Genomic DNA, 24,245 nt, shown 5'->3' on the forward strand with positions numbered 1-24,245 from the left:
GCCCACATGCACAACCTCGCCCTCGCCGCATGATCAGGCCGGCACTAAATCCGAGTCTGACCTGCCCAGACACAGCCTTCTGCAACGCGCTTTAGTCGGTGCTCAGGGTGTCACTCGCTGAGCCCAGCGGCCGACGGTTTCGACGACGGCCGGACGCTGTGGATGTCCGGACCAAGGGGCCGCCCGTGACACGCACTAACTCGGATTGCTCAGTCAGGTCTCGGGCAGCACGAGCCAGATCTCGGAGAGGGAGAGACCGTGCTCGCGACTCACCACCCCGCAGGGGCAGCCCAACGTGGCCCGACGCCAATCGCAGCTCTGCGCGTCACTTGGGTACAGCTATGCCCCTCCCGGCGGCCCGACGTGACGGTCCATCAGGGACCGGGGCAACGACGTCAGACAACGCTTGGTAACGTGCGGGCGACACGGTGCCGGGTGGAGGGGGAGCCGACAGGTGCTTTCCGGGGCCCCCACCACATAGGTAGAGGGGGATGACTCACCGATGTCCACGAAGAAGACAACCGTCGCGGTCGTACTGGCCATAGCCGTGGCCGTCTCGGCCTGCGGAGCCGAGCCCGAGCAGCCCGTCGGCAAAGGTGCGCCCAAGCCGACGGATACGCGGAGCGTAGAACCCCCCGCGGACGACGATGGGGATTCGGCGCGGACGATCGGTGACACGGTGACCCTTCGCGATGACACGGGGCGCCCCATGCAGGTGACCCTCACCGGTGTCGCCTACCGGGACGCCTTCGCCAAGGACAAGACACTTTCGCTGCCCGGCAAGTACGCCTTGGCCGCTTCCTTCACCATGACGTCCAAGACCGGCGGTCGGCTCGGGGACGTCACCGGCAACTTCATCAGGTGGGAGAAGAACGGGGACAGCGCCGAGACAGCGGGCTACTCCGACGCCCCGTGGCAGGGCTGCATCGACGGCTACACGCCCTATGCCGAGACCGAGCCCAACCAGGAGTACAAGGCCATCACCGACTTCAACGTATCCTCGCAGGGCGGGTTGATCATCATCGAGGACCAGTACGGTGGGGTCGCCCTGTGGGAGATCCCTGCGAAGGACGCCGGCACCGGCACTGAGCCCGCGACGAGGTACACCACCGTTGACTGCTGATGAGGCAAGGAGTGGCGGAAGGGGCTGATCCGTTGTCAGTGCCTCCTGGCAGGATCACCCGGCATGACACCGTTGCATCTCACCGACATCGAACGAGCCGTTCGCAGCAGTTGGAGCGCCGAGACGTGCACGCCCGAGTTCCGATCGCGCTGGACCAAGGACAATCCGGCCCGGGATCAGTGCGGCGTGACCGCCATGGTGCTCAATGACCTGCTGGGAGGTGAGTTGATCCGGGGAGAGGTCCACGTCAACGGAGAGCGTGTGGACTACCACTGGTGGAACCGCCTGGGCATGGGCATCGAGATCGACCTCACCCGCGAGCAGTTCGGGCCGGAGGAGATCGTCACCGGAGGCATCGTGATTCCCCGCCCGCCCGAGACCGAATGGCCCAGGCTCCGGCAGGAGTACGAGCTTCTCCGCGACCGCGTCTTGGAGGCGCTCAATCGGCAGCAGGCGACGGCCTCTGCGGCGTGTCTCGTCAGCCGGCTTGCCTGACCGGCACCGAGTAGCGGTTACTGCGGACGGTGATCTGGCTGTAGCGGTCGACCTGGGGGTGAACACCCGCCCGGTCTCGAACGGGTCCTCCGGCAGGGGCATCAGCAGCGGCTGTTCGACGGCGAAGCACTCGTTCCTCGACCAGACGGTGAAAGATCCAGGTGACCGTGTGACGCTGCATGCGCGGCTCAACGATCCAAGCGGCGGCTCGTGACCGTCGTTCAGTACCTGCGGGACAGCGAGTTGGCGGCATTGTTCCTGCCGGCCGCGCTGGAACGACTTCGGAGGCCTCCCCTCCGGCCCGCTGTCCGCCTACGCCGCCAACTGCCTGCGCACGTTGCGCACGCTGTATCTCCTGGCCGACCTCGGCGTACGGCGGTCACGCGACGCGGCACCGGTGGTGCTTACGCACCGCGACACTCCCAAGCGGCGTCTGGCCGAGGTGATGGCCCCGGTGTTCCAGCACGCTTGAGCCGCCGGCCCCCACGCCGGCCAAGGTCAGCCGGCACTGCGCGTCGCAGTCCGGCGGGCGCACTGTCCGTCGGGCGTACGGTTCGGCCCGAACCCGTAAGCGGATTCCATCACGTCATGGGACAGCGGCAGAACCCGGACACCGTCCCCTTGGATGCCCATCCCGCGCGGGTCCGGCCCAGCCGCCTCTACGGCCGGGCCGGCCGCGCTGTCACGGGCTCGTTATCCGCGCCCCGTGTGGTGCAGGATCTCGTCGGCCAGGCGGTCGTTCAGTGCCGTGGGCAGGGTGTGGCCCATGCCCTCGATGCCGAATGTGTCAGCGATGGCGCCTTGTGTCTCCGGCAGAGCCTGTCGTGTCTTCGTCATCTCATCTCACGACCACGTCTGCCCACCAACTGGTCCCGTCGGCACACTCTCGCACGCCATGCCTGGCCGACAGCGCCATGACGATTCCGATGCCTCGGCCGTGCTCGTCCGGGTCGAGCCCGGAAGCCGACGGGTCGGCCGGAGCCGCAGATCCCGCGTCCGTCACCTCGATGTGCACGGCTTTGAGCCCGTCCACCAGGACCTGCGACATCCGCAGCGTCGCCGGGGGCAGGGCGTGGATGATCGCATTGGTGAGCAGCTCCGAGGCCAGCAGAAGCACGTCCTCGGCGACGTCCGCGGACAGGTGCCAGTCGGTGAGGACCGCGCGCACGCCCCGACGCACGACCGAGGCGGCCCTGGGGGCGTGTGGCAGCGGAAAGACGTACGTGACGTCTTCGGGAAGCTCTGCACTGAGCTGTGCCACTGTCATGACCCTCCTCCTCTGGGGCGCTGCCGGCCTGTCGCCGGGCGTGATGAAAAACGCTAAGGACGGAGGGACGGTCGGTCAATGAACGGCGGTCGGCATTGCCGAACGGAAGTCCTGAGTCGAGGACTGGGACTATGATCGTTCTATGGTCGGCCCGGTCCAGTCCATAGAACGGGCGGCGGCGATCCTGCGTCTGCTCGCCACCGGTCCCCGCAGGCTGGGACTGGGCGAGGTGGCGTCCTCGCTCGGACTGGCCAAAGGCACCGCCCATGGCATTCTGCGCACCCTGCAGCACGTGGATTTCGTGGAGCAGGACGCTGCCACCGGAAAATACCAGCTCGGAGCGGCTCTGCTCCATCTCGGTACCAGCTACCTCGACGTCAACGAGTTGCGGTCGCGCTCCCTCAACTGGGCCGACGCCCTGGCCGCCCGCAGCGGGGAGGCCGTCCGCCTGGGCACACCCCTGGAGGGGAAGGTGCTCATCGTCCACCACGTCTTCCGGCCGGACGACACCCTCCAGACCCTGGACGTGGGTGCGCTGCTGCCGCTTCACGCCTCCTCGCTCGGCAAGGTCCTGCTGGCCTTCGGGGCGGCGCCCGTCGAGCCGTTGCTGAAGGCCGGACTGGAGGCCTACACCCGGCACACCCTGGTGCTCCCCGAGGACCTCAACCGGGCGCTGGGCGAGATCCGAGAGCTCGGCTGGGGCTCGGAGGCGCAGGAAATGAGCATGGGTGACGCAGGAATCGCCACGCCGATCCGGGGGCACGGCGGCCTCGTGGTGGGCGCGCTCGGCGTGTCCGGCCCGGTCGAGCGGATCTGCGACACGGGAGGACGGCCCCAATCGGCCCTGATCACCTTGCTCCGGGAGGCCGCACGGGCGATCTCCAGAGACCTGGGCGCGGCCCGCTGGTAGGCACCTGCGGCTTCGCGAAACATCGGAAGGCAGGCCCGATCATGGTTGCACGGTATGTGATGTCCATCGACCAGGGCACCACCTCCACTCGGTGCATCCTGTTCGACCACAGCGGGCGGCTGGTGTCGGTCGCCCAGCGAGAGCATCGCCAGTACTTTCCCCAGCCCGGATGGGTCGAGCACGATGCTGTCGAGATCTGGCGCAACCTGCAGCGGGTGGTGCCCGAGGCACTGTCCCACGCCGGCGTGGAGGCCGGGCAGATCGCCGCCATCGGGATAGCCAACCAGCGGGAGACGACCGTGCTCTGGGACCGGCGGACCGGTGCGCCGCTGGGGAAGGCCATCGTCTGGCAGGACACCCGCACCGCTCCGCTCGTCGACGATCTGAGAAACCGGCCCGGGGACGAGTTCTTCCTCGAGCGCTGCTGCCTGCCTCCCTCGACCTACTTCTCCGCGCCCCGGATCCGCTGGTTGTTCGATCACGTCGACGGGCTGGAGCAGCGCGCCCGGGACGGCGAGGTGCTGTTCGGCACGATGGAGAGCTGGCTGATCTGGAACCTCACCGGTGGCACGGCCGGTGGCCTGCACATCACCGACGCCACCAACGCCAGCCGCACCATGCTCATCGACATGCGGAAGCTGACCTGGGACGGCGAGCTCATGGAGTTCTTCGGAGTCCCGCGTCAGATGCTGCCGGAGATCCGTCCCTCGGCCGAGTGCTACGGCGAGGCCCGCTCCGTGCTCCCGGGGATCCGGATCACGGCCGCCCTCGGCGATCAGCAGGCGGCCTTGTTCGGGCAGACCTGCTTCTCGCCCGGCGAGGCGAAGTGCACCTACGGGACCGGCAGCTTCCTGCTGATGAACACCGGCTCCGACGTCGTCCGGTCCCGGCACGGGCTCCTCACCACCGTCGCATACAAGATCGCGGAGCAGCCGGCGGTCTACGCCCTTGAGGGGCCGATCGCCGTCACCGGCTCGCTGGTCCAGTGGTTCCGCGACCGACTGGGTCTGATCAACAGCGCACCCGAGATCGAGACCCTGGCGCGCACCGTCGAGGACAACGGCGGCTGCTACATCGTGCCCGCGTTCTCCGGTCTGTTCGCACCCCATTGGAGAAGCGACGCCCGCGGCGTCATCGTCGGCCTCACCTCGTACATCACGAAGGGCCACTTGGCCCGAGCCGTCCTGGAAGCCACCGGCTGGCAGACGCGGGAGGTCGTCGACGCCATGAACGCCGATTCCGCGCTCGCCCTGAAGCAGCTCAAGGTGGACGGGGGCATGACCTCCGACAACCTGCTCATGCAGTTCCTCGCCGACGTGCTCGACGTTCCCGTGGTACGGCCCCTGGTGGCCGAGACGGTCTCGCTCGGCGCCGCCTACGCCGCCGGCCTCGCGGCCGGCTACTGGCCGGACATGGAGGTCCTGCGCCGCAACTGGCACCGGGCCGCCCAGTGGCTGCCGGCCATGGATTCCGAACGGCGGGAGCGCGAATACGACTGCTGGCAACGAGCCGTCGAGCGGTCCCTGGGGTGGATCCAGCCGCCGAGACGGTCCTGAACGCCCCCGGCCGGCCTTCGACCGGCCCGCCGTCCTGGGAGATCGGCCTGAAGGGCGCCTGCCGAGCAGAAGCCCACGTCAGGCACCCTTCTCCTGTGTCCGGAAGGAGCCGAGCCTCTTCGGTGAGCACGGCATCAGGAGGTTCTTGGTCTGCTGGTGGTGGTCCAGCATCATCGCGTTCGACCTCGTCCGTCGTGGTCGCACACCATGACATGGGCCTGCTGCCGACCGGGCACCTCGAGGGCCCGCTGCCTGCGGTTCCAGGCGAGTCCGCGGATACGCTCGCGCTGGTCCTGCGCGGCGCGCGCCGGGCCGCTGCTGCTCGACGCGCAAGATCTGCGATCGGGAGAGGGCAGCATGTCCATGCCGCCCAGAAGGAGCTGTTCGAGCGGCTCGGCGCCCACACCGTGATCATGGCCCCGCTGCGGGCGCGGCGGCACCGTACTCGGGGCCCTGACGCTGGCCCGCAGCGGGGGCGACATGCCGCCGGCAGAAGATGATGTCGCCCTCCTCGCCGTCCGCATGCCGCCCGCACCGTAATGCCGGAATCCCAGGGACATACGTTTGGTTCATGCCGACTTCGCCGGCCCGACGAAACGATCACTCATGCGTGTGGGCGTGTCGGCCACCCAGAACGCCGGGCAGCCGTGACGATCGCTTCGCACGCCCGACGCGGGTCTTGTCCCGTGTCCGCACGAAGGAGAACAAGCACGATGGCTACCGGCACGGTGAAGTGGTTCAACCCGGAAAAAGGCTTCGGCTTCATCGCCCAGGACAGCGGCGGCCCGGACGTATTCGTCCACTACTCGGCCATCGCCACGACCGGATTCCGCGAGCTCACCGAGGGGCAGAAAGTGCAGTTCGAGGTCGTCCAAGGGCCGAAGGGCCCCCAGGCCGAGAACGTCACCCCCGCCTGACCCCTGCCCCGCGCCGGCGCCCCGCGATCATCTGACGCGGGGCGCCCGCACGTGGCGAGGCGGCCACATCAACCAGTTCGCCGAGGCAGCCACCGGTGAGGACGCCGGCAGCAACGGGAGGACGAGGTCGAGCGTTGGGCGGGACGCCGTCGCGCCGCTCGCCTTGTCGACGTGGATGCTGTCGCGGTCGACGCCGGCCCGTAGCGCCGAAGGAGAGGTGCCTCCCAAGCATTCGGCCTGGGATGAGTGCATCCCACTGATCTCGGGTCGGGCCGTCGTGCTCTGGCGAGAATTCTGGGTGGGCAGCCGGCCAGGCGGTGGCCTGTCGGTCCACTTCGTCGGTGCCGTAGGCGTCGTGGGCCGGTCGCAGGAGATGGCGTACCTGGGCTCGGGCTCTCATGACAACGGGATCACAAAGGCGGAGGCGGCCAGGGCAGCGGCCCGCCGATCCGAGGGTGGTGAGCTCTCGGCGAGGCGTGGCTCGCCGGCGCGGTCGGCCGTCACCTGCGCGTCGAACCACGGGCGGAGGGCCTGTGCTGTCCAGGTGTGGTAGCCGATGGGGTCCGCGGCGATCTGGTCGGCATGGGTGGCAAGGTGCTGGGCGGCGCGCAGGTGTTGACGTACACGAGGCTGTGCTCAGCCCCACTGCTCGTCCGCAAGGGAACTGACCGGCTGCGGCTTGCCGATCACAGCCAGGGCGATGAAGAAGTTGATCTGGCCGATCGCGACGGTGAGGGTGGCCAGCGCCTTCTCGTCGTAGTGCTTCGCCACCTCGGCGTACAGATCGTCGGGCACGCGCTCGCTTCCGTGCGGCGCGGGCTGGAGCGTGGCCTCCACCAGGGCGAGGGCTGCGCGCTCGGCGTCGGTGAAGTACGGGGCGTCCTGCCAGGAGGAGACGGCGGTGATGCGCTCCTCGGGCTCCCCGGCCTTGCGCAGGAAGCCGGTGTTCAGGATGGTCAGGTAGGTGTTGCCGACGATCTGTCCCGCACGGAGGTGGACAAGGTTCATCGTGGTCCGGGGCACCGAGCGGTTGCCCGTCGCCCGGAAGAGGGCGGCGCTGACGTCGTTCAGCTCGGGCACGAACTCGGCCGGGTTCGGCATCCGGGAGATGGAGGTGTTCGTCATGGCTGTTCTCCTTCGCATCGGCCTGGTTGGCGTCTTCACAGCACTGACGCACTGGCGCACGCAGATGTGACAGCAATCCCGAAGAACTTTTCCCGGCACCCAGCAAGCCGCCGCACCGGCCGTTGAACGAGGCCGCCGCCCTCATCGCCCTCATGCGGCAGGCGGCAGGCCGGGCGCACGACGTGCCGTCCGTGCTCAACCGTGCACCGGCAGATCGTGGCGGCCGCCTTTTCTGTCGCGTCCAACTGGGCGTCCCGCCACGGGGCCTGGCCATGGGTACTTGTCAGAGGAGGAGCGGATTGACTTTCTCGGTGCAGTCGGATCCGATCGCCAAGAGGCCCTTGACGCCGGAGCCGGAAGCGCCGATATGTGCGGTGGCGACGCCGGTGGCACATTGATGCGCATGACTGCCGTGTCAGACGTGCGCGAGGAGGCGCTCCAGCGGCCGGGGGACGCGTTCGAGGTCCAGGTGCGTGACCAGCGCCTGCGCGTAGAGCGCCTTGCGACCGCTGTGCGTGCCCATGAAGCGCCGCAGTTGGTGCTCCACGGGCCGTTCCCGCTGTGCCGGCTGGCCCTGGAAGGTGTGGAAGGGGCGCATCTCGCCCTGGGCCTCGATCACCTGCTGCACGGCCTCGGCCCCGAGAGCGCGGATCAGCTCGTCCTCCAGGTCGGCAACACACACGTGGAACCCGAGAGTCTCCAGTCCGGCGTGCGTGAGACCGGCCCCGAGCCCGACCCGCTCCAGATGACGCCGGAAATGCCGCTCCTCGCCGATGTCGCAGAGGCCGGCCAGCGGGAGGTCGAGCCCCGCAGGACCGCACACGTCCAGGAAGCGCCCGATGTTCGTCGCACCTCCGAGCGGTACTGCCACGACGCCCTCCGCGCCGAGGTCGCGGCCGTAGCGCGTGGCCAGCGCTTCGAGCGCGACCTGATCACTGCTCCCCTCGACGAGCACGATCGTCCGCACACCGCCGGCCAGCTCCCGCGCCACCGCGGCGGCCGCATCCGCCCCCGCTCCACCGCCCGCCCACCCGACCAGTGCCAGGCGGAAACGCGTCAACTCGTCCACGAGACCTCGCTTCCCGACGCCATCCTGGCACGGCCGAGATCCCGTGCGCACGCACGTTTTTCCGAGGGCACGAACGGCTCGACCGCCGGTACGAACGCCAACCCGCGTGCTCCTCTCCGAGATCACTAGGCTGCCCTCATGACTGAGGTCGAAGGCACGGCGGACGTGAACGCCGGTACGGACCACCGCGGTTGGCGCAACACTCGCGTGTGGGTGGAACGGAGTCTGCCTCCCGGAGACCGCATCGGCGCTGTTGCGGCGTTGCGGGGTGGCTGGACGTCGCAGATGCGCCGCCTCGACATCGAAGGGCAGGGAGAGCCGTACTCCTTGGTGCTGCGTTCCTTCGTCAAGCCCTTCTACGTGAAGCACGCGGTGGGGCTGCTCACCCGTGAAGCCGCCATTCTTGATCTGCTCGCCGACACGGAGGTGCCGGCGGCGCGCCTTCACGGGGTGGATGCCGCGGCGGAGCACTGTGACCACCCTTCGCTGCTGATGTCTCTGCTGCCGGGAAGCGTGCGGTTGGACGAGGACGACGTTGAGCGACAGAGTCAGCTTCTCGCCCGGCAGTTGGTCGCCCTCCACGGGCTGAATGTTCCGGAACGGGCCCGGCCGCGTACGTATCAGGCGTGGACGAGTCCCGAGCGGGTGGAGATTCCTGAAGGCACCGCGCGGCCGGAGCTGTGGCGGCGTGCTGTGGACACCATCCGTCGTGAGTCTCCGGTCCACCGGCCTGCTTCCTGCACCGTGACTTCCATCCCGGCAACGTGCTGTTCGCCGGACATGGAGCCCACCTGATGATCACCGGGATCGTCGACTGGGTCGAAACCTCCTGGGGCCCTGCCGACCTGGACGTGGCCCACTGCTCCACCACAATGGCCCTGTTGCACGGCGTGCCCGCCGGCATGCGGTTGGCGGATCACTACCTCGCGGCCGGCGGCGCGCTCAGCGGCGACCCGGCCGATCACCTGTACTGGCGGCTACTGGACGCCCTCGCCTTCGCCCCGGACGGGGAGAAGGTCGCCGTGCCGTGGCGGGAAGTCGGCCGAGTCGATCTGACACCGGCCATTCTGGCCCAGCGCCTGGAGGAGTATCTTCAGGCGCTCTTCAGCCAGTACGGCTGAGGAACCGGCCCCCGGTGGACCGGATACCGGAGCCGTTCCGCCACATCCGACGCCGTCATCAACAACTCCGGCCGGCGGAGGCGGTCAACGGCCGCGTTGAACTCGGGATGAATGAGGCAAGCGGTACCAGCACGCTGGATCGATCGTTGCGGGACAGTCCTCAGCGTGCTGGTTTCAGGGATCGCCCGATCGGTCTCATCCAGCTGCCGGGACACGCTTCTGACCAAGGCAGTTTGGATATAGTGAGCTACCGACTTCCGCGAGTGAAAGCGGTTGACCATGGCGGTAGTACGCAGGCCCGGGATTCCGACGACGGCAGACGACGATGCCCATACCTCGGCCGGACCACACGTGATGTCGGCGTCATCAGCCACGGCATCTGCCCCTGCGGAACCATTGGTTTCACCAGTCAATTCACACAACGAGTGGGATCCGCTGGAGGAGATCATCGTCGGGCGTCTCGACGGCGCAACGATTCCCTCCAAGCATCCGGTCGTGGGCTGCAACATCCCACCATGGGCGGCGCGGTTGCAGGGGCTCGCCGCCGGCTTCAAATATCCGCGCATGCTGATCGAGCGGGCGCAGCAGGAGCTCGACCAGTTCGTCAGTCTCCTTCAGTCGCTCGGCATCACGGTCAGGCGCCCGGACGCGGTCGACCACAGGCAACGCTTCGGAACCCCCGACTGGACGTCGCGCGGTTTTTGCAACACCTGTCCGCGTGACAGCATGCTCGTGATCGGCGACGAGATCATCGAGACTCCGATGGCATGGCCGTGCCGGTATTTCGAGACCCACTCGTATCGCGCGATCCTCAAGGAGTACTTCCGGCGGGGCGCGCGCTGGACAGCGGCACCGAAGCCGCAGCTCACCGACGAACTGTTCGAGGCGGATTTCCGTCTCCCCGAGGTCGGCGAGCCTATGCGCTACATCCTCACCGAGTTCGAGCCGGTGTTCGACGCGGCGGATTTTGTGCGCGCGGGACGCGACCTGTTCGTCACGCGGAGCAATGTCACCAACCGCATGGGCATCGAATGGCTGCGCCGGCATCTCGGACCCGGGTACCGCATCCACGAGATCGAGAGCCGCTGCCGCACGCCCATGCACATCGACACGACGCTCTCGCTGCTCTCGCCCGGCAAAGCAGTCGTCAATCCTGAATACATCGACGTCGACCGCCTGCCCGACGTCCTGAGTTCGTGGGACATCCTGATCGCCCCGGAGCCCGACCGGATCGACGAGCGCATGCTCAAGATCACCTCGATGTGCGGCAAATGGCTCAGTATGAACGTTCTCATGATCGACGAAAAACGGGTGATCGCCGAGCGCCACCACACCAATATGCTGCGCGCGCTGGAAAAGTGGGGGTTCGAGCCGATCCCGTGCGACCTGATGCACTACGCGCCGTTCGGCGGATCATTCCACTGCGCAACGCTCGATATCCGGCGTCGCGGCACACTCGAATCGTATTTCGATTGATCAGACCACTGCCCGCAAGCCCGACCTCCCCGCGTCGCTGTCCCGTTTCGGCATTCGGCTGCGCCCATGGGGGCGCCGACCTCCGTGGAACCGCGCGCCTCCGTGGTGCACACGGGGCAGCCTGACGGGAAGAGCCACACTCCCGTCGCTCACAGATCCCGGCCATCCGGACACAGACACCGTGCCGCGCCCGGACAACCCTGGACGGGACCTGGCGACCCAGCTCACGCCCTCCCCGTCGGGTAGGGCACGGAGGCCCACCGCGCCCTACCGCTCCAGCCGCATCGATGCCGCCGCCACGGTCCTCGTGTGCAGCTGCTGCCTGACACGACGAGGACCGATCGCCGACGCACGGCTGCGACAGCGGACTCACGCTGTGCCATGAGCGGCGGAGACGGACGCCCGCACCGCTGCACACGCCTCCTGCGCATCCGCTGCCTCGAGGGCGATCGAGGCAAGGCGACGGCACTCGTCGAGGCTGTGGGCCGCCAGGGCCGCGCGGACGTCGGCCAGGCAGCCGGGGGCAGCCGACAGGCTGGTGACTCCCAGTCCGACCAGAACCAGGGCCAGCAGCGGATCGGATGCCGCCTCCCCACACACCCCGACGGGACGGCCGTTCGCGGCACCCGCCTCGGCAGTGCTGCGCACCAGGTCGAGCAGGGCGGGCTGCCACGGGTCGAGGAACTCGGCCAGACTGCCCAGCATGCGGTCGGCAGCGAAGGCGTACTGGGCCAGGTCGTTGGTACCGATGCTGAAGAAGTCGCAGCTCCGTGCAAGGGCCCGGGCGCGCAGGGCCGCCGCGGGCACCTCCACCATGGCACCGGCCGTGCGCAGTCCATGCGACCTGGCCAGCGCGGTGAAATCCGCCGCTTCGGCCGGCAGGGACACCATGGGCGCCATGACCCACACGTCGGCCGTGGTGTCCTCGGCCGCCGCGGCGATGGCGGACAGCTGCGCCGCCAGCAGCTGGGGCTCGCGGCGCGCGGTGCGCAGTCCGCGCACACCCAGCGCCGGGTTGGGCTCGTCGGGAGCGGTGACGAACGGCAGCGGCTTGTCGGCTCCGGCGTCCAGCGTGCGTACGACGACACGGCGCCCGGCGAACGCTTCGAAGACCTTGCGGTAGGCGAGGGTCTGTTCCTCCGCCGTGGGCGCCTGGGCGCGGTCCAGGTAGAGGAACTCCGTACGGAAGAGCCCCACGCCCTCGCTGTCGGCCTCTGCGGCCGCCGGAAGTTCGGAGAGGGCGCCCAGGTTCACCAGCAGCTTCACGGCATGACCGTCCGCCGTACGGCCCGGCCCACTGACAAGTGCCGCGTTGCGCCGGCGGTGTTCCTCTCGCGCGGTCGCCTCGGCAACAGCGTCCGGCTCCGGGTCGGCCACCACTGTCCCGGCAGCGCCGTCCACCAGCACCAGCCGTCCGTCCGTGAGCACGGCGGCATCTGCGCAGCCGACAACGGCGGGCAGCCCGAGGATCTTCGCCAGGATGGCTGTGTGGCTGGTCGGCCCACCCTGCTCGGTGACGAGGGCGAGAACCTGCGCCGGGTCGAGGAGGGCGGTATCGGCAGGCGCGAGGTCGTCGGCGACCAGGACGTGAGGATGGCCGGGGTCGGGCAGGCCCGGCATGGGCAGCCCGAGGACTCGTGCCACCGCACGGTTGCGCAGGTCGTCAAGGTCGGCAGCCCGTTCGGCGAAATAGCCGCCGGCCGCCAGCAGCGAAGCCCGGAACCCCTGGAACGCGGCGTCCAGCGCATGCGCCGCGTCGCTGCCTTCGCAGACCAGCGACTCCACGCGGTCCGCGAGGGACGGGTCCGACGCCATCATCGCCTGCGCGGACAGGACCTCGGCCGCCTCACCGGCCACGGCCGCGGCGCGCCGCTCCAGGTCGGCCGCGACATCGGCCAGGGCGGCGCGGGCCGCGGCGGCCTCTGCGGGAGCGTCGGCCGACTCGACCCGGCGCGGTTCGGGCAGGGCGGGCGGGGGCGCCATGCGGGAGACCGGTCCACAGGCGGTGCCGCCGCCGACACGGATACCGCGCATCAGCACGGGCGTCACGCCGACCGCTCGCGTCACTGCTGCTCCTTGGCGTCGAGGTCGGAGCCGACGAGCGCGGCCAGTTCGTCGATCGCGGCGTCGGCCCCGTCGCCTTCCGCGGCCAGGACGAGAAGGTCACCGTGCTCGGCTCCGAGGGCGAGCACGGACAGCAGGCTGCGCGCGTCGACCGGAGGCTGTCCGTCGCGGGCCACGGTCACCTTGACCGGCTGTCGGGATGCGGCCTGGACGAAGAGGGACGCCGGGCGGGCGTGCAGTCCGGAGCGCGAACCGATGACGACTGTGCGCTGAGGCATGGGTGGCCCTCCTACAAGAGGTTGCGGGGACGGGGTGTCCGGTGAGGTGCGTCGGGTCAACGGGAGGGCACGGCGCTGTACCCGGGATGACCTGGTTTGTTGCCCGGCAGCCCCGAGGGACTCGTCCACTTCGGGGAGCTGCGGGAACGTTCGGCTCGGCAGGCGGCGACCGGGTGCCGCACGGAACGACGAAGCCGCCGTGCGGGCGCGCAGCACGGCTCCACCATCTGCCGACGCCACCAAGTGCATGTTGTTTTGGATCCGTTTCCATGACCGAACCTGTGGTTTTCATGGATGTTACGCACTCCCGCGCAGCGAAGTAAATAGATACGGGCATGAAGGTGCGTGGCAGCTCGATCGAAGCCAGACGACCGGACAGCAAGCAGACACATCCGGGCATCCCGCTGGAGCGTCCCCGACGAGTCGCGCACACAGGACCGCTTCCACGGACGTATCCCCGGCCCGAGAGAGGCGCGTCGACCCCGGAGACTGTCGCCCCCACCCCCATCACACGTCCAGCGGCTCCGCGCCCGGGCCCCCGCGGCTCGGGCGAACCGCCGGCTGCGGCCCGACACTGAACCCCGCCGGTCACGGGAGTTTTCGTGCCGGCAGGCGCGGCCGGCGACCCAGCCGGCCGAGCCGGGGCGTGTCATGACCTCAGTGATCAACCGAGCGGTGCCGTCGCCTGCCAGCGAGCCGAATCCGGGCAGCCCTCTGCCCGGACGGAGGTGCGCCCGCCTCCGGAGGTGAGACGGCTCCCGGCCGCACGGTCCCCTGCACGGGACGCAGCAGATCCCGAGGCACAAGGGGACGCAGCATGTTCGCCGTCTCCTCGGGGCGGGGGTCGGAGACCGCCAGGCGGCTGAAAGGCGCCCAGCGGCGCAGCTCGATGCACAGCACCGGCCCCTCGGTCCCGACCGCGACGAAGTCCTGCCCCGCGGGGTGGTGCCGGATACCGACGCACAGCCGCGCGGGCATCCAGGCGCCCGTGCCGCACTCCCCCCGCAGCGCCCGCCACCAGTCGGGCTCGATGTACACAAACCGCAGTGCCGAGACGGGGACCCGCACCTCCCGCCGACGTGCGGCAGCCTTCTCCCACCAGGACAGCCGGACGACGAGATCGCCGCTCTCCACCACCACCCGCGCCATCATGGCCTCCCTCGGCACGGATCCCGACGACTGCTTCCTCACGACGAGTGCCGCGCCGACGCATGGCGGAGCACGGTGGGCGTCCCGCGCCCCGGAGGTCGAGCCCCGACCGACGGGGGCGAGATCTACTCGGTGAGCGGCTGCACCCGGACAGGCCCCGCCCGCACGGTGGCGCCCCGCAGCGGGGACCGCGGCTGGGGACCGATGACCACCACCACCTGGTAGGCGTACGCCGCCGGTTCCTCCCGCTCGACGCGCAGCGGTCCTGCACGCGCAGGGCGAGGCGCCGTGGCGGTGCGCGCCGCGTCGTACGCCGCGCGCCGCTGTGGATCACGCAGGACGTCGTACGCCGCCAGCACAAGATCCAACTGCTCCCTGCTGCCCGGGGGATCACCTGGACGGGCATCAGGGTGGAGTGTCCGCACGAGGCTTCGGAACGCGGTCGTGATCTGCTCCGCCGACGCCGCGGGCGACACCCCCAGCACCGCATAGTGATTCTCGGGTCCCTGTGTCGGCACTGCCCTCACCTCCCACAGGAAAGGCCGCACATCCTCATCCGCTTATAGGTGGCTTGGCCTTCCCGAGCTCGGGATACACGAGCGGAAATCCCACGGTCCCTATCCGAGAATCCCGCTCTCGGTCTCATCCGAGGCCGGGCACTGGACTGGCGAAACCGGCGGGGACCCGGTGGTCATGTTCCACGTCCGTCCACGCCTCCGTGCTGTGCGGCCGCGGAATATACCGTGCCCAGTGCTTCAGGAAGGCATGGACTCGGTTGAGCGTTTCGCCGAGCTGTGTGCCCTCGCGGAAAGGCTCGCTACGCAGCAGCACTGGATCATCCCTCCTCATGTCGCATCGCCATCACGGTCCGCTCTTTTCGATGTCATTTATATAACCGGCGACATCGAAATCCACAAGGGCCGACTCGATCGGACGCGCGGTCGTGGCATTTCAAGGCGTGCGCAACGACGAGGGACCGCTGCGACTCGTGGAGCCGGTGCACTTTCGGTCGGTGCTGGTGAAGATCCATGCCGCTCCGGCCGGACACCGGCCGGAGCGGCATGGCGCCCCGCTTCTCGGCGCCACTGCGCACGTGCGGCCGGAGCGACTCGGACCACCCGACGGTCGCCCGGCGTCCGGCTGCCTTGCTCGGTCGTCAGCTCCGTTGGCCCATACGGCCCTCGCGGGCGAGCATGAGTATGGGCCTGGCGCACCTGTCTGCGACGGAGACCGCGGCGGACGCCTGGAACGGATCAGGGAGGCACCATGAATGCCGACACCACCTGGGGCGGAGTGACGCCCGACAGCCATCTCCATGCCGGCTCCGAGGGAGAGGTGACCGCAGAGGACGTGGTTCTCGCCTCGGGCCGTGAGATCACGCCAAAGAACCTGGAATGGGCGCAGCGCCGCCTTGCGGAGAAGGGCCGTGCCGCTCTCGACGAGCTGCTTCCCTGAACGCTTCACTTCGCCCCAGGGCAGGGGCGCCGGCTGCCCGTGTTCCGCGACAGGTGCACGGGCGGCCGGAGACAAGTACTCCTGCGTCGGGCATTTTCAGCCGGGGGCCTGTCCCGGCATTGCCTGGTCCGACGAGTGGTAGGCGAGTGCCTCGTGGACCGCGGGGTCGAAGGGCTGCCCTGGTGCGCCGACGGTTTGCAGGCGAGCGCTGCCAGCCACTCCTCGAGCACCACACAGCCGACAAGCTCCTGGTCATCCTCGACGGCGCACAGGTCCTGGCAGCCGCTCTGGGAACCGACGCCCCCGGAGACCACATGATTCAACTGGCCGAGCAACTCCTCACCACGAGGTTTCCACCACCATCCACTGAGCTGGCCGGACTGCCCAGGCACGTGAGCACGCCCGGACCTGGGTGAACGAGGGTGGCCAGCAGGACGGAGCCATCGTGGGCGTCCTCAGAGGCGACCTAGATCGCGCGGTCGTCGGAGGACCGCGGGGACAAATGCCATCAGATAGCTGTACGGCGACTGGCCGTAGGCGAGGCGAAACCGGCGGGAGCTGCCCGGCCGACATACTCGCGCCGCGGGCGAGCGCCTCGACGTCCAGCGGCTGCGCGTACTCCCGGTCGATCCGGTCCCGAACGCGACGCAGCCGCTCCAGGTCGCTCAGGTGCTGCGCGACGGCGAGTGCGCGCACCCATGAGGGGTGACACATGAAGGGGCTCCCTTTCATCGGTCTCCGTGGGCACCTGAGTTGTGTGCCGGGCGGCGTGTGCTCGCTGGTGCGAGCGCGAAGAAGGCCGGCACACGCGTACGGCCGATCCGAACAGGCCCGGCGATGCTGCGGGATCAGGAGTCCTCGGAGGCGGCTGCGATGATCCCAGGCGGTGACTACGGGAGTTGTGCCGTGCCACCCGGCTCACAGCGATGCGTTCTCCCACGCGAACCCGTCCGGGTCCGTGAAGGGCCCGGCATCGCTGCCGATCACGAGCCGGTGCGATCCGGTGCCCTCCGGAGGGACACCGGCGTCCTTGGCAAGGGCACGGCGGCCGTAGAGCGCCAGCTTGACGGGACTCGAAGGAGTGGCGAACTCGACGTACTTGCGGCCGAAGCTCTTCGCCACGGCGAGGCCGCGGTCGACATAGAACCGCTTGCTCGCGGCCACGTCCGCGACTCCCAACAGGAGCACGATCTCGTCGATCAGCCGGGTCGCCGGGCCGGTGTCCTTCCTCGCCGACGTGGCGATCTTCCAGATCGTCCCGTCCGGGGCCTGTACGACGCCGCCGTAGCCCCAGAACGACTTCGCGGCCGGCTTCAGCGGCGTGGCGCCGGCGTCGAGGGCGGCGTCGATGAGGCCGTTGACCGTGGCCGGCTGGGACACCGTGAGGGACAGCGTGAAACCGCGGAAGCCGGTTGTCGGTGACTCCGAGGCTCGCATGCGTATCGGCGATTCCACGCCGAAGGCGGCGGTGCAGAAGCGGTTGACGGCGGTGGGGTCGGCCACCTCAAGGGTGACGGATGCGAGGGAAGCCATGGCAATGAGGCTAGTTACGGCTCCGGGGCACGCGCTTCTCCATTCCTGACCGGTCTGGCAGCCCGTGGAAGCCCTTAAGTCGTGCACACGACGTCGCCCGCCCCGCGCGGGCGACGAGGCGGGCGGGAAGGCAACTCCCTGCACCGTAGGAGCTGCTTGGTCCCCAGAACCATCATGGCGCGCCGGGCCCGACCGCTCGGGCCGCAGCCCGGCACATAATGTATATTCCCGCCACAAATGTGTCCAAACGCTCAAGATGGACTGCGGCTGCAGGCCCAGGCAGAAGGGGTGAGAAGAGCTCGGACAGGGGAGGGTGAGAACCCTCCCGGCGCCGGCCTTCACGGCCACAACGGTTCGCGAAGGCCGACGTTGTGCCCGCCCGTTGGTTCAGTCGGGTACGGACGGCGGGACGGCGCGCAGGACGTCGAAGTCCGGCCCGGAAGTCTCCGGCCCGACGGGCGCCGGGCGCGCTGGTGGACGTGACCGGCGCGCTCCTCATCGTCGGCGCGGCGATGGACTGCTCGGGAGTGGTGATGTCCTCGCCGACCACGTCCATGCTCGGCTGTCCGCCGTGACACGGGAGCGTGTTGCTCAGGCGTTGGCGACGACCTCCGCCAACTCGGCGGCGGACTCGGAGGTCAGACGGTAGAAACCCTGAAGGCTGATCGAGCGTTCGAGACGCCCGTCCACCACGTATTTGAGACTGCGCGTCCGGCCTCGGCGATTACGCCATGCAAGCCTCGACAGAAGATCGCCGGGGATCGGCGTGTCGAAGCGTACGGGCGTCGCGTCCACGTGCACCGCCGCGGCACCGCAGCCGTCGGCGCCGAGCATCGACCAGTCGCCGTGCCCGGGAAAGGCCGGATCCTGCCACGTCGCGGGGCCGGCGCCGCAGCAGTCGTGCCGCTCCATGTCGATCACCCGCATCCGGCTCACCACGAACACGACGCACCGGTTGACATGCAGCGCGTACACCTCGTCCCCCGCACGGGCACCCGACCAGGCGGGCAGGGAGGAATGGACGCCGCTGAAGGCGACCGGCGGCCGCTCGCCCACGCGACCCGCCTTACGCAGGGCACGGCACGTGTCATGGGTCCACAGGACGGTGAAGGCATCAGACATGCGGTGAGCCTATGGACGAGGACTGACAGCCTTGCGTGGCGGGCGAGACTCCCGAAGACCACGTCGTCCACGCACTGACCGCCGAAGCCGGATCGGCCCCCGACCTGACCGCCTGGGTCCGCCCAACACAGCTCAGGGGAGGGGCAAGCACCCTATCGTTGCGGTCATGGATTTCCTGTCGCCGACGGACCCGGCCGTCTTCCACGCATCGCTCCGCGATCAGTTCGAGTCGTTCCTCGATGAGCATCGAGCCGCGCTGCACGACAGTTTGAACGGGCTGACCGAGAAGCAGGCGCGCCTGTCGCTGGTCACGTCCAAGACCACACTCCTGGGCCTGGTCAAGCACGCCACGTTCGTCGAGAAGGTCTGGTTCGACGAGGCGATCACGTGCCGGTCCCGCACCGAGATCGGCATTCCCGACTCGCCCGACGAGTCGTTCGATCTCGACGACGGAGACACGATCGCCTCCGTCCAGCGGGCCTACCAGCAGGCCTGCGCGGCGTCCCGTGAGGCCACGGCCGTGCTGACGCTGGACGACCTCGTACGGGGCAACCGCCGGGGTCCGTTGCCCCTGCGCTGGGTCTACCTCCACCTGCTGCGTGAACTGGCCCAGCACTGCGGCCACGCGGACATCCTCCGCGAGCAAGTCCTCAGCGGCAGCACACACCGCGGCTGAGGCGCTGCACGGGCGGCACTCCGGCACGGGATACAACGAGACGGCCCCGTGCCGCGCTCCCCTCGCGGGCGTCGTCCCGGCCGCAGGGTGACTGCCCGAACCACGATCCGACGAACAAGATCACACGTGCGGCAGGCCGGGCGCGCAGGACGGGCACAGGCCGCGGTAGGTGACCTCGGCCTCGGAGACCGTGAAGCCGAACCGTTCCTCGGCCGGGAGGTCGGCCAGCGGATCGCCGGTCGGGTGGACGTCCCGGATGGTGCCGCAACCGGAACAGACCAGGTGCTGGTGCGGGCGGTGGGCGTTGGGGTCGTAGCGCTTGGCGCGGCCGTCCGTGGAGACCTCGATGACCTCGCCGAGGGAGACCAGCTCGCCCAGGGTGTTGTAGACGGTCGCCCGGGAGATCTCCGGCAGCCGCTGTACCGCACGGGCGAGTACCTCGTCGGCCGTGAGATGGACGTGGTCACCCTCGAGCACCTCCGCCACGACACGCCGCTGGGAGGTCACCCGCCAGCCACGCCCTCGCAGTCGCTCCAGCAGGTCACTCATGTCGGTTCACCTGTTCAGGCTCGGTCGGACGGCCGAAGTTTACCGGGCGGATGTCCGGGTTCTGATCGAAAGCGGATGAGGCGACCGCTCCATTGCGTGCCAGGCCAGCATATAATTGTCCGTTTCCGCTTCTCCGGTCAGCGGGGTGATCATCATGATCAGAAATGCGTCGACCTTTCTCGCATGTCTCAGAGGCCGGGAGAGTCGTCGACCAATGGGCTGGGTCCCGAACGACTTTGGACTCTGAGTGCTTGTTACGCGGGGTTGCCCTGCGTGTTCTCTTAGTGGTGCGGTCTGCGGTGCGCGACCATACGGACGCCGACACAGGATCAATCATCGGCGTCGTGCGTGAGGAAAGGTTCTGCCGACCGCCGGCCCCGCGTCGACTGCCGCGGGTCCGGCAGCCGTTTCCCGTCGGCAGGCCCCATGGCGCACCACGAGCGCGGGTCGCAGTGCTCGCCACCGGCAGAGCAACCCACCTCAAGAGCAAGCAGCCAGCAGACGGAAACACCGAGACAGGAAGAAGGACGGACGTGTCCGGCAGCGAAAGCGAGAACCCGGTAATCCCCTCCCCCACCCCCACGCCGACTCGCCCCAGGACGAACCGGGACTGGTGGCCGAATCAGCTGGACCTTCAGGTTCTCCACCAGCACTCGCCCCTGTCCAATCCGATGGGCGAGGACTTCAACTACGCAGAAGAGTTCAGGACCCTCGACCTCGACGCGCTGAAGCAGGACGTCTTCGAGGTGATGACGACGTCGCAGGACTGGTGGCCTGCCGACTACGGGCACTACGGGCCGCTCTTCATCCGGATGAGCTGGCATGCCGCGGGAACGTACCGCATCGCCGATGGCCGGGGCGGTGGCGGCAGCGGCGCTCAGCGCTTCGCCCCCCTCAACAGTTGGCCGGACAACGCGAGCCTCGACAAGGCGCGCCGTTTGCTCTGGCCGGTCAAGCAGAAGTACGGCCGGAAGATCTCCTGGGCCGATCTTCTGGTCTTCGCCGGAAACTGCGCCATGGAATCGATGGGATTCAAGACGTTCGGGTTCGGCTTCGGGCGAGAGGACATCTGGGAACCCGAGGAGATCTTCTGGGGGCCCGAGGACACATGGCTCGGAGACGAGCGCTACAGCGGCGACAGGGAACTCACCGGTCCTTTCGGTGCTGTGCAGATGGGACTGATCTACGTCAATCCGGAGGGGCCCAACGGCAACCCGGATCCGATCGCTGCCGCCAGGGACATTCGCGAGACCTTCGGGCGTATGGCGATGAACGACGAGGAGACGGTCGCGCTCATCGTCGGCGGCCACACGTTCGGCAAGTGCCATGGTGCGGTCGATCCGCAGTACATCGGTCCGGAACCCGAGGCCTGCCCCATCGAGCAGCAGGGCATCGGCTGGCGGAACACGTACGGCACCGGCAAGGGCGCCGACGCGCTCACCAGCGGGCTCGAGGGCGCATGGACCACCGAGCCGACCAGATGGGACAACGGGTACCTGGACAACCTGTACAGGTACGACTGGGAGCTGACGACGAGCCCCGCAGGCGCGAAGCAGTGGACTCCCACGGATCCGTCGGCCCAGGGCACCGTGCCTGATGCTCATGATCCGTCGAAGAGGCACGCTCCCATGATGCTGACGACGGACCTCTCGCTGAAACTGGATCCGATCTACGGGCCGATCACGAAGAGCTTCCACGAGAACCCGGAGAAGCTCGCGGAAGCGTTCGCCAAGGCGTGGTACAAGCTGCTGCACCGCGACATGGGACCTGTCTCGCGTTACCTCGGCCCGTGGATTGCCGAGCCGCAGCTGTGGCAGGATCCCGTCCCCGACGTCGATCACGAGCTGGTCGCGGACGAGGACATCGCTGCCCTCAAGGACAGGATCCTCGCCTCGGGACTGTCCGTCCCCCAGCTGGTCACCACCGCCTGGGCGTCGGCGGCGAGCTTCCGCGGCACCGACAAGCGTGGCGGGGCCAACGGGGCACGGATTCGCCTCGCGCCGCAAAAGGACTGGGAGGTCAACGACCTGCCCGAGGTGGCCGAGGTGTTGCGGACACTCGAGCGGATCCAGCAGGACTTCAACGCCTCACAGACCGGCGGAACGAAGGTTTCCCTCGCCGACCTGATCGTCCTGGGGGGGTGCGCGGCCGTCGAGCAAGCCGCGAGGAACGCCGGGCACGACATCACGGTCCCGTTCGCTCCGGGGCGCACGGACGCCTCGCAGGAGCAGACCGACGTGGAGGCCTTCGCCGTGCTCGAGCCCAGGGCGGATGGGTTCCGCAACTACCTCCGGGCGGGAGAGAAGCTGTCGCCGGAGACTCTCCTCCTGGACCGCGCCAACCTGTTGACCCTGACCGCTCCCGAGATGACGGTTCTGATCGGCGGCATGCGGGCACTGAACACCGGCTTCCAGCGATCCCCGCACGGCGTCTTCACGCACCGGCCGGAGACATTGACCAACGACTTCTTCGTCAACCTGCTCGACATGGGCACGGAATGGAAGGCGTCGACCTCATCCGAGAACGTGTTCGAAGGTCGGGATCGCGCCACAGGCGAGGTCAAGTGGACCGCCACCGCAGTCGACCTCGTCTTCGGATCGAACTCCCAGCTCCGAGCCGTCTCGGAGGTCTACGCGTGCCGGGACGCGGGAGAGAAGCTCGTGCGTGACTTCGTGGCAGCGTGGGACAAGGTCATGAACCTCGACCGGTTCGACCTCGCCTGAGCCCGATGTCCCGGTCGGCCGCTCATCGGCCGACCGGGACGTCCTCGGGACCCGGTCGGGGCGGTGACGGGCACCTTCCCGCGCCCACGACCGTCCATCCGTGCGGGGCACGGAGCGTAAGGGTCCCGGACCTGCGTGAGGAAGTCGGAGTCATGCCTGCAGAACGATGCAGTAGGTGAACAGGCACAGCACCGCGACGCACAGAAGCGCCGCGAGGCTGCCGCACAGCACCCGTTGCTTGAGGCACTCGTATCGTTCCGTGTACTCCTGGCGCAGTTCGCCGGCCCGTGTCACCAGGGCTGCCAGAACGCGGCGGGACAGTGCGATCCGGTTCTCGGTGTAGAGGCGGACGACTTCCTCGCGCTGGCCGGTGGTGAGCCACGGCATCCGGTCGGCGAACACCTCCGCCTCGACGCGGGCTTCGTGCAGATGGCTCTGCGCCAGCAAATAGCCCTCGAGCTCCGCGATCCCAGCGGCCGCCTCCTTGTCCGGGTTCTGCGCAGGCCGGCTCACTTGTCTCCCTTGTTTCCACCGAGCGGCGGAGCGGCTCCTCGCCCGGGTTCGACGACGTCCCGGCGGCCTGCGCTCTCCAGGTGATCCACCTGCGAGATTCCAGGATGGTGCAGGTCGAAGGCGGGAGATTCGCTGCGGATGCGCGGCAGCGTGAGGAAGTTGTGCCGCGGCGGCGGGCAGGACGTGGCCCACTCCAGCGAACGGCCGAAGCCCCACGGGTCGTCCACCAGGATCTGCTTGCCGTACTTCGCCGTCTTCCAGACGTTGTACATGAAGGGCAGCATCGACAGGCCGAGCAGGAACGAACTGATCGTCGACACGGTGTTCAGCGCGGTGAAGCCGTCCGAGGACAGGTAGTCCGGATAGCGGCGCGGCATCCCTTCGGCTCCCAGCCAGTGCTGCACCAGGAACGTACCGTGGAAGCCGATGAACAGCGTCCAGAACGTGATCTTGCCGAGCCGCTCGTCCAGCATCTTGCCCGTGAACTTCGGCCACCAGAAGTGGAATCCGGCGAACATCGCGAAGACCACGGTGCCGAAGACGACGTAGTGGAAGTGCGCGACGACGAAGTACGAGTCGGAGACGTGGAAGTCCATCGGCGGGGAAGCCAGAATGATCCCGGTCAGACCACCGAAAAGGAACGTGACCAGGAAGCCGATCGCCCAGAGCATCGGTGTCTCGAACGACAGCGCCCCTCTCCACATCGTGCCGATCCAGTTGAAGAACTTCACACCGGTCGGGACCGCGATCAGGAACGTCATGAAGGCGAAGAACGGCAACAGCACGCCGCCTGTGACGTACATGTGGTGCGCCCACACCGTCACGGACAGACCGGCGATCGCGATGGTCGCGCCCACCAGACCGATGTAACCGAAGATCGGCTTGCGGGAGAAGACCGGGATGATCTCCGTGACGATGCCGAAGAACGGCAGGGCGATGATGTACACCTCGGGGTGGCCGAAGAACCAGAAGAGGTGCTGCCACAGCAGGGCTCCGCCGTTGTCGGCGTCGAAGACATGGGCGCCGAATTTGCGGTCCGCCTCCAGGGCGAACAGCGCGGCCGCCAGGACCGGGAAGGCGAGCAGGACCAGCACACCGGTCAGCAGCACGTTCCAGGTGAAGAT

At 68.5% G+C, this 24,245-nt stretch carries 23 protein-coding genes and 3 pseudogenes; 10 read left to right on the forward strand and 16 right to left on the reverse strand.

The features are described from left to right. The first annotated feature begins 502 nt into the window (after nucleotides 1–502). The gene (locus ACWD0A_RS32205) at nucleotides 503–1,123 is read left to right on the forward strand and encodes a hypothetical protein (protein WP_451303899.1); all 621 of its coding nucleotides are present in this window, start codon (nucleotides 503–505) and stop codon (nucleotides 1,121–1,123) included. 63 nt (nucleotides 1,124–1,186) lie between these two features. Then, a complete protein-coding gene (locus tag ACWD0A_RS32210) occupies nucleotides 1,187–1,618 on the forward strand; it encodes a YunG family protein (protein ID WP_451303901.1) in 432 nt (143 codons plus the stop codon). Nucleotides 1,619–2,311: 693 nt separating this feature from the next. On the opposite strand, the gene ACWD0A_RS32215 is transcribed toward ACWD0A_RS32210, so the two are convergent. Together ACWD0A_RS32215 and ACWD0A_RS32220 are read right to left on the reverse strand one after the other, a co-directional pair. Then, nucleotides 2,312–2,455: a hypothetical protein gene (locus tag ACWD0A_RS32215; RefSeq protein WP_451303903.1), complete on the reverse strand. Its 144-nt coding sequence runs from the start codon at nucleotides 2,453–2,455 to the stop codon at nucleotides 2,312–2,314. Between the two features lies 1 nt (nucleotide 2,456). Next, on the reverse strand, nucleotides 2,457–2,885 hold the full coding sequence (locus ACWD0A_RS32220; RefSeq protein WP_451303905.1) for an ATP-binding protein: 429 nt from the start codon (nucleotides 2,883–2,885) through the stop codon (nucleotides 2,457–2,459). Nucleotides 2,886–3,027: 142 nt separating this feature from the next. Between ACWD0A_RS32220 and ACWD0A_RS32225 the strand changes: the two genes are divergently transcribed. Beyond that, nucleotides 3,028–3,795, forward strand: a complete 768-nt coding sequence (locus ACWD0A_RS32225) for an IclR family transcriptional regulator (RefSeq protein WP_451303907.1) — start codon at nucleotides 3,028–3,030, stop codon at nucleotides 3,793–3,795. Nucleotides 3,796–3,836: 41 nt separating this feature from the next. Then, nucleotides 3,837–5,351 carry a glycerol kinase GlpK gene (gene glpK / locus ACWD0A_RS32230; protein WP_451303909.1) on the forward strand — a complete coding sequence of 505 codons (1,515 nt, stop codon included), beginning with the start codon at nucleotides 3,837–3,839 and terminating at the stop codon, nucleotides 5,349–5,351. A gap of 170 nt (nucleotides 5,352–5,521) precedes the next feature. Here glpK and ACWD0A_RS32235 read toward each other — a convergent pair whose 3' ends face one another. Further along, nucleotides 5,522–5,755, reverse strand: coding sequence for a hypothetical protein (locus tag ACWD0A_RS32235; protein ID WP_451303911.1), 234 nt, complete (start codon nucleotides 5,753–5,755; stop codon nucleotides 5,522–5,524). 309 nt (nucleotides 5,756–6,064) lie between these two features. On the opposite strand from ACWD0A_RS32235, the gene ACWD0A_RS32240 reads away from it, so the two are divergent. After that, on the forward strand, nucleotides 6,065–6,268 hold the full coding sequence (locus ACWD0A_RS32240) for a cold-shock protein (protein WP_256356487.1): 204 nt from the start codon (nucleotides 6,065–6,067) through the stop codon (nucleotides 6,266–6,268). Between the two features lie 241 nt (nucleotides 6,269–6,509). On the opposite strand, the pseudogene ACWD0A_RS32245 reads toward ACWD0A_RS32240, so the two are convergent. The 3 genes and pseudogenes from ACWD0A_RS32245 to ACWD0A_RS32255 form a co-directional block, all read right to left on the reverse strand. Further along, nucleotides 6,510–6,880: pseudogene (locus ACWD0A_RS32245) on the reverse strand (FAD-dependent oxidoreductase); the annotation flags it as partial. A gap of 24 nt (nucleotides 6,881–6,904) precedes the next feature. After that, nucleotides 6,905–7,393 (reverse strand): carboxymuconolactone decarboxylase family protein, encoded by a 489-nt coding sequence (locus tag ACWD0A_RS32250; protein WP_451303913.1) that lies wholly within the window; start codon nucleotides 7,391–7,393, stop codon nucleotides 6,905–6,907. A gap of 415 nt (nucleotides 7,394–7,808) precedes the next feature. Then, nucleotides 7,809–8,462 (reverse strand): TOPRIM nucleotidyl transferase/hydrolase domain-containing protein, encoded by a 654-nt coding sequence (locus tag ACWD0A_RS32255; protein ID WP_451303915.1) that lies wholly within the window; start codon nucleotides 8,460–8,462, stop codon nucleotides 7,809–7,811. Between the two features lie 138 nt (nucleotides 8,463–8,600). Here ACWD0A_RS32255 and ACWD0A_RS32260 point away from each other — a divergent pair. Further along, nucleotides 8,601–9,583: pseudogene (locus ACWD0A_RS32260) on the forward strand (phosphotransferase family protein). A gap of 354 nt (nucleotides 9,584–9,937) precedes the next feature. Further along, entirely contained in the window at nucleotides 9,938–11,059 is a 1,122-nt protein-coding gene (locus tag ACWD0A_RS32265; RefSeq protein ID WP_451303937.1) for an amidinotransferase, read from the forward strand. A gap of 369 nt (nucleotides 11,060–11,428) precedes the next feature. Here the strand turns inward: ACWD0A_RS32265 and ptsP are convergent, their stop codons facing one another. The 4 genes from ptsP to ACWD0A_RS32285 all read right to left on the reverse strand — a co-directional run bounded on the left by ptsP (nucleotide 11,429) and on the right by ACWD0A_RS32285 (nucleotide 15,098). After that, nucleotides 11,429–13,108 (reverse strand): phosphoenolpyruvate--protein phosphotransferase, encoded by a 1,680-nt coding sequence (gene ptsP, locus ACWD0A_RS32270; RefSeq protein WP_451303939.1) that lies wholly within the window; start codon nucleotides 13,106–13,108, stop codon nucleotides 11,429–11,431. A 14-nt stretch (nucleotides 13,109–13,122) separates the two neighbouring features. Next, entirely contained in the window at nucleotides 13,123–13,401 is a 279-nt protein-coding gene (locus tag ACWD0A_RS32275) for an HPr family phosphocarrier protein (RefSeq protein WP_451303917.1), read from the reverse strand. A gap of 657 nt (nucleotides 13,402–14,058) precedes the next feature. Further along, nucleotides 14,059–14,553, reverse strand: coding sequence for a hypothetical protein (locus ACWD0A_RS32280; protein ID WP_451303919.1), 495 nt, complete (start codon nucleotides 14,551–14,553; stop codon nucleotides 14,059–14,061). A gap of 122 nt (nucleotides 14,554–14,675) precedes the next feature. Further along, the gene (locus ACWD0A_RS32285; RefSeq protein WP_451303921.1) at nucleotides 14,676–15,098 is read right to left on the reverse strand and encodes a J domain-containing protein; all 423 of its coding nucleotides are present in this window, start codon (nucleotides 15,096–15,098) and stop codon (nucleotides 14,676–14,678) included. 718 nt (nucleotides 15,099–15,816) lie between these two features. Between ACWD0A_RS32285 and ACWD0A_RS32290 the strand changes: the two genes are divergently transcribed. Then, a complete protein-coding gene (locus ACWD0A_RS32290) occupies nucleotides 15,817–16,005 on the forward strand; it encodes a hypothetical protein (protein WP_307717287.1) in 189 nt (62 codons plus the stop codon). Nucleotides 16,006–16,511: 506 nt separating this feature from the next. Here ACWD0A_RS32290 and ACWD0A_RS32295 read toward each other — a convergent pair. The 3 genes and pseudogenes from ACWD0A_RS32295 to ACWD0A_RS32305 all read right to left on the reverse strand — a co-directional run. Beyond that, nucleotides 16,512–16,719 (reverse strand): annotated as a pseudogene (locus tag ACWD0A_RS32295) (AraC family transcriptional regulator); the annotation flags it as partial. Nucleotides 16,720–16,923: 204 nt separating this feature from the next. After that, nucleotides 16,924–17,538: a glyoxalase gene (locus tag ACWD0A_RS32300; protein WP_451303923.1), complete on the reverse strand. Its 615-nt coding sequence runs from the start codon at nucleotides 17,536–17,538 to the stop codon at nucleotides 16,924–16,926. 591 nt (nucleotides 17,539–18,129) lie between these two features. After that, a complete protein-coding gene (locus ACWD0A_RS32305; protein WP_451303925.1) occupies nucleotides 18,130–18,660 on the reverse strand; it encodes a hypothetical protein in 531 nt (176 codons plus the stop codon). Nucleotides 18,661–18,826: 166 nt separating this feature from the next. Between ACWD0A_RS32305 and ACWD0A_RS32310 the strand changes: the two genes are divergently transcribed. Further along, nucleotides 18,827–19,336 (forward strand): DinB family protein, encoded by a 510-nt coding sequence (locus ACWD0A_RS32310; RefSeq protein WP_451303927.1) that lies wholly within the window; start codon nucleotides 18,827–18,829, stop codon nucleotides 19,334–19,336. Nucleotides 19,337–19,456: 120 nt separating this feature from the next. Here the strand turns inward: ACWD0A_RS32310 and ACWD0A_RS32315 are convergent, their stop codons facing one another. Continuing rightward, complete coding sequence (locus ACWD0A_RS32315) at nucleotides 19,457–19,885, reverse strand: Fur family transcriptional regulator (RefSeq protein WP_451303929.1); 429 nt, start codon at nucleotides 19,883–19,885, stop codon at nucleotides 19,457–19,459. Nucleotides 19,886–20,418: 533 nt separating this feature from the next. On the opposite strand from ACWD0A_RS32315, the gene katG reads away from it, so the two are divergent. Continuing rightward, nucleotides 20,419–22,608, forward strand: a complete 2,190-nt coding sequence (gene katG / locus ACWD0A_RS32320; protein WP_451303931.1) for a catalase/peroxidase HPI — start codon at nucleotides 20,419–20,421, stop codon at nucleotides 22,606–22,608. 150 nt (nucleotides 22,609–22,758) lie between these two features. On the opposite strand, the gene ACWD0A_RS32325 is transcribed toward katG, so the two are convergent. Both ACWD0A_RS32325 and ACWD0A_RS32330 read right to left on the reverse strand, forming a co-directional pair. Further along, nucleotides 22,759–23,121 (reverse strand): hypothetical protein, encoded by a 363-nt coding sequence (locus tag ACWD0A_RS32325; protein ID WP_451303933.1) that lies wholly within the window; start codon nucleotides 23,119–23,121, stop codon nucleotides 22,759–22,761. Beyond that, nucleotides 23,118–24,245 (reverse strand): cytochrome c oxidase subunit I (locus ACWD0A_RS32330; RefSeq protein ID WP_451303935.1); only part of this gene is annotated, 1,128 nt, incomplete at its 5' end. The genes ACWD0A_RS32325 and ACWD0A_RS32330, both read right to left, overlap by 4 nt.

The organism is Streptomyces sp. NPDC002867, assembly GCF_053591895.1.